General features: G+C 67.2%; 6 protein-coding genes. 3 read left to right on the forward strand and 3 right to left on the reverse strand.

The genetic code is table 11. The features are described 5' to 3' along the window. Positions 1-65: 65 nt before the first annotated feature. A complete protein-coding gene (locus tag QNJ67_15255) occupies positions 66-1058 on the reverse strand; it encodes a DUF1835 domain-containing protein (protein MDJ0610333.1) in 993 nt (330 codons plus the stop codon). A 129-nt stretch (positions 1059-1187) separates the two neighbouring features. Here QNJ67_15255 and QNJ67_15260 point away from each other — a divergent pair, with 129 nt between their 5' ends. Next, complete coding sequence (locus QNJ67_15260; GenBank protein ID MDJ0610334.1) at positions 1188-1943, forward strand: class II aldolase/adducin family protein; 756 nt, start codon at positions 1188-1190, stop codon at positions 1941-1943. 16 nt (positions 1944-1959) lie between these two features. Here QNJ67_15260 and QNJ67_15265 read toward each other — a convergent pair whose 3' ends face one another. Both QNJ67_15265 and QNJ67_15270 read right to left on the reverse strand, forming a co-directional pair. Further along, the gene (locus QNJ67_15265) at positions 1960-3069 is read right to left on the reverse strand and encodes an LptF/LptG family permease (GenBank protein MDJ0610335.1); all 1110 of its coding nucleotides are present in this window, start codon (positions 3067-3069) and stop codon (positions 1960-1962) included. A 22-nt stretch (positions 3070-3091) separates the two neighbouring features. After that, a complete protein-coding gene (locus QNJ67_15270; protein ID MDJ0610336.1) occupies positions 3092-4315 on the reverse strand; it encodes an LptF/LptG family permease in 1224 nt (407 codons plus the stop codon). A gap of 228 nt (positions 4316-4543) precedes the next feature. Between QNJ67_15270 and QNJ67_15275 the strand changes: the two genes are divergently transcribed. Further along, a complete protein-coding gene (locus QNJ67_15275; protein ID MDJ0610337.1) occupies positions 4544-5683 on the forward strand; it encodes a mitochondrial fission ELM1 family protein in 1140 nt (379 codons plus the stop codon). A gap of 113 nt (positions 5684-5796) precedes the next feature. Then, the gene (locus QNJ67_15280) at positions 5797-6105 is read left to right on the forward strand and encodes a hypothetical protein (GenBank protein MDJ0610338.1); all 309 of its coding nucleotides are present in this window, start codon (positions 5797-5799) and stop codon (positions 6103-6105) included. The last annotated feature ends 171 nt before the right edge of the window (positions 6106-6276 follow it).

The following is a 6276-nucleotide window of genomic DNA, read 5'->3' on the forward strand; positions in this document are numbered from 1 at the left end:
AGCAGATCCGTCAAACCCGGATCTGCTCTAGGCGTCTGAAGCCAAATCCAGGTGATCCGAAACGGTCATCGAGGAAGCACCAAAGTGTCTCCGTCGCGGTAGGTGACGGGCCGCTCCCCTGTCAGGTGGACGCCGCCGATCCAGTCGTCGATGCCGTTCTCCTCGACGTGGTTGGCTTCGCCGGCCAAGACCTTCTCTCCGAAAGCAGAGATCGCAACGTCGCAGAACCGCATGGCGCGGGTGCTGCCGACAATGGAGACCGGTGGCGACGCGAGGTCTGGGCTCCCCAGGGCGATGAGCCGTTCGAAGAGATACTGGTCTCCAACATAGTCGATGCTGTCGTAGCCCAAGGTTTGCCCCACCACGCGCGCTGCCTTCAGGGACCTTTCGGTCGTTTGTCTGAGCAGACGTTCATCCCAGATGCTGAGGCCCGAGTGCCGGTCCGGATAGCGATAGACCAGCTGGCGAAGCGCGTTCTGAAGCAGGGGAATGGGACCGGGCTCGGCGAGGTAGCGCACCAGGTCGGCGGGGTCGCTGCTGGTAAAGACACTCCAGGCGCGCCGCAGTTCGGCGAGCTCCGCGACGCCCAGGGAGCGCGGATCGGGCTGGCGCTCGAGAAGACTCTCACGGCACACGATTCCCATGCTAACGGCCGGCGCGCCTGGCCGCGCCTCCTCGAACTGGATGACCCTGAGCTTTCCGTGATCGATGCCTTTGAGGTCGAACACGAAGACGAGCCATGCGAGGATAAGCTGTTCGTCCAGGCTGAGCCCCGACCAGAAGATGACGGACTTTTCCCGACCCAGCCGCTCGACGTTCCGCAGCACCTGTTCCCCTTCCAGGGAGGGGGTCAGTTCTCCAAACAGGGCATTGAGGTAGGCTTCCCGTCTCGACGACCAGAGGTCGAGATTATCCGTGGCCGGCGCCGGGCCGCAGGAGATTGGGTCCACACAGATCAGAAAACGATCGGGCCTCAGTCCCCGGAATACCTTCAGCGATCCGCCGGCGGAATCGCCGAAGACGACATGAAGCGAGTCTTGGAAGCGATCCTGGTCCATCGCCCGAGAATAGCAGAGGGGGCCTAACCGTGAGGTAAAGGGGCCTTGGAATTGCCTTGACGCTAGGATTCCTCAGGCTTGCTTTGTAAACTCCCGGCGTCAGGCACGGGTCGGCATAGGGACGCGGTCATGAGCTCGAAGGTCACGGCGATCAAGGAGTCGGTTTCCGACCAGTGGCAGGCGCGGGTCGATCTCGCGGCGCTCTACCGGCTCTTCGTGCACTACGGCTGGACCGACATGATTTACACCCACATCACCGCGCGGGTGCCGGGCGAGCCGGAGCACTACTTCATCAATCCCTACGGCCTGCTGTTCAACGAGATCACCGCCTCCAGCCTGCTCAAGGTCGACTGGGAGGGCAACGTCCTCGAGGGCGACCACCCCTACAACGAGGCCGGCCATCTGATCCACACCGCCGTGCTCAAGGCGCGGCCCGAGGTCAACTACGTCCTCCACAGCCACACCCGGGCCGGCATGGCGGTCTCGGCGATGCCCGGCGGCCTCCGGCCGCTCACCCAGCACGCTGGCATCGTGCTCGGCATCCTGGCCAGCCACCCCTACGGCGTGGTGACCGAAGACCAGGACGAGTGCGACCGCCTCGCCGCCGACCTCGGCGACAATAAGCTGATGATCCTGGAGAACCACGGCCTCCTGGCGTGCGGCCGCACCCCGGGCGAGGCGCTGGTCTATCACTATTACCTGGAGATGGCCTGCAAGGCCCAGGTCGACATCCTGCGTTCCGGCGTCGAGCCGATCGAAATGTCGGCGGAGGCGGTCAAGTCGCTCAACCGCGAGGTCGCTCTGGCCGATCGTGCCTGGGGCGAGATGGAGTGGCCGGCGCTGATCCGCATGCTCGACCGCAAGGACCCGTCTTACAAGACCTGACTCTCAGACTTTCGCTCTAGCCGCTCGGCGCCGCGCGGGGCCGCGCGCTCTGGTGCGTCGGCTCGCGCCGAAGCAGGAGCACCACGATCAGGCAGGTGAGGCAGAACACCGGCGCCCAGGCCGCCAGCCAGGGCGGCAGCAGACCGACCTTGCCCATGGCGAGCGCGGTCTGGGAGAAGATGAAGAAGGCGAATCCCAGCGCCAGGGCCGAGATGAAGAGGCGCGCGATGCTGGCCGCCGCGCCCAGCCAGTACGCGATGGCCAGCGACAGCACCACCATGAAGGTGGGCGCCGTCGCGGAAACGAAACGGAAGTGGAGCCAGGTCTCGTAGAGGTCGACCGACCGCTGGCCATAAGCATCGCGGGCGATCAGGTCCTTGAGCTGCCGGAAGGTCAGTTCCCGGGGCTCGCCGGCGAGCAGAGCGAGGCCCTCGAGGTTGAGCTCACCCTGCCACGCCATCGAGCCGAGCTGGGTCGGCTCCTTGCCGTCGGTGGTCCAGCGGGTCACGTCCTCCAGCAGCCAGCTGTCGCCCTGCCCGTTCATCTCCTGCGCCAGAAGCTTGTCGACCAGCATGCCGCGTGCGTCGCGCCGGAAGATGATCACGTTCTTCAGGTCGCCGCTCTGCGCCGCGCCCGAGGGAATGCGCAGAATGTCGCCGCCGACCCGCAGCCAGACCGCCCGGGTATCCGCGGTCGAGGACTCGCGGGTATAGGGTCCAACGCCCCAGGCGTAAAGCTCTTGAAGGCCTTTGGGCGCCGCCCAGTTGTCGAGGGCGGCCTGGAGCGACCCGAACAGCAAGCCGGCCGGCAGGACCGCCAGGATGAGGCGCAGCGGCGAGACGCCGGTGCTCCAGATCGCCGAGGTCTCCCGATTGCGCGACAGCTCGACAAGGGTCAGGATCGCGGCCAGGAGCGCCGCCACGGGAAGCAGCTTGGCCGTGAGGTCGGGCAGCCGCAGCAGCGCGTAGCGCAGGATCGGCGCGACGAGCTCGCCCCGCGCCGAGCGAACCACGTTGTCCGAGGTCTCCATCAGGTCGAGGCTGAGGACCACCAGGACGAGCCCGCCCAGCACCATGACGAAACGCAGCACCAGGAGCCGGTTCAGGTAGCGTGCGAGGATGCTCATCGCCTGTCGGCCTGCCGCCTGGTCACGCCGAGCCGCCGCCGCGCCATCTCGGCAGGCGCAGCGACAGGATGGGGCCCGGCCCGACCCGGACGACCTCGTTGCGGAAATAGGCCAGGCTGCCCAGGCTGAAGATCAAGAAGGGAAGCCAGAGGCTGAGCAGCGGATTGGCGCCGGACTCGGCGAAGTTCTCGCCGAAATCCAGGACCTCGTTGTAGACGATCAGCAGGACGACGCCGGCCGGCGTCGCCATGGACCGCCCTCGGAAGGTGCGGCCGTGGGCCAGGGCCATGGCCAGCATCGGCAGCACCAGGACCGACAGCATGCGCACGAGCCGGCCGTGGAACTCGGCGACGACGTCTTCGGCATCGACCTCGGGCGGCGGGTTGTCGCGGCTGTGCCAGAGCTCGAGCAGCGTCAGCTCCCGTTCGTCCTGCCCCCGGGGCTGTGACAGGCTGAGCTGCTCCCGGTCGAGAACCGAACGGATCGCGGTGAACACCAGCACGCCCGAACGGCTCTCGAAGCCGCTGTCCAGGCCCATTTCCTCGGGACTGTCGCGCTGCGGGGGCGGGCCGGTGCCGCCGTCCTCGGACTCCGCGCCCAGCCCGGACAGCCGCAGGCCGTCGCGCAGGAGGATCGACCGCGGGCTGCCGAAGCCCTCGTTCAACAGGGCGCCGTCCTGGGCGGTCACCGCCGACCAGTCGCCGTTCAGCGCCCGGTTGTAGATAAAGATCCGCTCGGCGCGCTGCTTGTCCTTGGACAAGACCTCGGTCATGAAGCTGGTTTCTCCGAGGCTCATAAACACGCCCGGCTCGAGGCCGACCTCGAAGAAGGTGTTTTTGAGCGAGAACAGCATGGCCCGGTAAGCGTAGCGGCCCATGGGCTGCAGGTAGGACAGGGTCGCCGTGGTCAGCACCAACACCACCAGGCTCATCACCATGACCGGCCGCAGCATCTGGTGCAGCCCGACGCCGGCCGCTTCCAGGCTGACCAGTTCGCTGTCGCGGCTCAGTCGGCGCAGGCCGAGCAGAATGCCGAGGAAAAGCGCCAGCGGCAGGGCCACGCCCGCGTACTGCGGCATGAGCGACGCGAGGATGCGCAGCACCATGTTAAGCGTCCCGTGCGAACCGAGCACGAGATCGAGGACGCGCACCATGCGTTCAAGCAGCAGGATGAAGACGGCGAGCGCCAGCGTCGTCGCCAAGGGGCGCCAGACGGCGCGGAGAAGGTAGAAGTCGAGCGTCTTCATATCCTGCTGAGACCGCGTGCTGCCCGTCCGGCCGCGGTCACGCCGCCGGGCGCGGTCGGCATGCTTTAGCAAACCGGGTCACCGAGGGGCAAGCCAGTAGCCGGAAAGTCTTGAGGCGCGAAGCGGCATAAGGCATTGAAAGGTCTTCCGCCACCACGGGTCTTTCCTCGGCTGGCCGCGTGCGGCCCGGATCTGCTCAAGGCATGGTACGAGGGATCGGGTTCTTTCATGGTCGACGAAGGCGCGCTTCCGAGGGTCTGGGCGCTCACCGGACACAAGCTCGGCGACAAGGGCCAGGTGCTGGCCCTCGCGGAAGCCCTGGGGTGGCCGTTCGAAGTCAAGAGCTTCGCCTATCGCCGCACCGAGCTGATCACCAATCTGCTCTGCGGCCCGACCCTGGCCGGGATCGAGGCGGCGAAATCCAGCGCCCTCGCCCCGCCCTGGCCGGATCTGATCATCACCGCCGGCCGGCGCAACGAGCCGGTGGCGCGCTGGATTCAGGCCCGGGCGGCGGATGAAGGAAAGGAGGACGAGCGGCGGGTCCGCATCGTCCACCTGGGGCGGCCCTGGGCGCCGCTCGACCGCTTCGACCTGATCGTCACGACGCCGCAGTACAAGCTGCCCCGGCGGCCCAACATCCTGCACAACCAGACTCCGCTGTTCCGGATCAACCGGCAGCGCCTGGAACGGGAGGGCGCCCGATGGCGGGACCGCCTGGCGCATCTGCCGCGACCGCTGGTCGCGCTCTTCATCGGGGGCAGCAGCGGCGCCTACGTCTTCGACCGCGCGGCGGCCGAGCGCCTCGCGGCGCAGGCTGAGCGCCTGGTTAGCGAGCTCGGCGGCTCGCTCCTGGTCAGCACCTCGGCGCGCACGCCGGCGGCGACCCTGGACGTCCTGGCCGAAGGGCTGACCTGCCCGCACAGCCTCTATCGCTGGGCCCCCGATGACGAGGACAACCCCTACTTCGGCTACCTCGCCCTGGCCGACCAGTTCATCGTGACCGGCGACAGCATGTCCATGCTGACCGAGGCCTGCTTCACCGGGAAACCGGTCCATATCTTCGATCTCGGCGAGGGCCCCGACGCCATGCGGGTCGGAGGCGGCGGGCGTCTGCGCCTGCTGCCCCGGCGCTGGGACCGGGCGCACCTCAAGGCCCACGTCAATCGCCTGGCGATCCGACTCGGGCCCTCGCGCATGACCCGCGAGATCGGCTGGATCCACCGACAGTTCATAGACGCCGGCGCGGCCGTCTGGCTGGGCGATCCCGTGCCGGCGGAGCGCTCGGCGCTGAGCCTCGACGGCCTGTCGCGGGCCGTCGCCGAGGTTAACCGGCTCTTTACCAAGCGGACGGATACCGGTCCTGATTGAGCAAAACCTGAGTTTTTTCCTATAACGCGTTGAAAAATTTAGCACTTGTCCGCGAAGTGATCACCGCCTACACTCTTATCAAGGGAAGAAAGCAGTAGCGAAGAGAAAAAGACTTGAGCGTCCTAGAATTTCCAACCTCGGGTCTCACGAAGAAGGATTGCGAGACGCTGGAAGAAGAAGGTGCGCGGCGCCGCGGACAGGGCCTGCCGGGCACCGTGGTGCAGGGCGTCGGCGCCTCGGGCGCGCGCTGGGCGGCAATTGTCGACCGTCCCGGCGGACCGCCGCTGCACCACTTCAGCCGGGATCAAGGGATTTACTATCTGCTCGATTTCTCCGATGGCGCCCCCGGCCGGCTGGTCGACGCGGCGCGGGATCTCCGCGCGCTGCTCGAACATCTACCCGTGAGTCCGCGACGTAGCTAGGGCCTGTTGACATTCACGGCGCGCTCCTGGCGGGAGCGGATTTGCGCCGGGGCCAGGAGCGGGAGGCGCCGTGGGGTTGGGCCCCACAAGTCCTTCCGCGACGCCGCCCCGGCGCAAATGCGCCCCGTCCCGAAGGGATCCGGCGAAATCGGCCCGCTGCCGCGTTGCTCC

Source organism: Kiloniellales bacterium, assembly GCA_030064845.1.
In the GTDB taxonomy this organism is placed as follows: Bacteria; Pseudomonadota; Alphaproteobacteria; order Kiloniellales; family JAKSDN01; genus JASJEC01.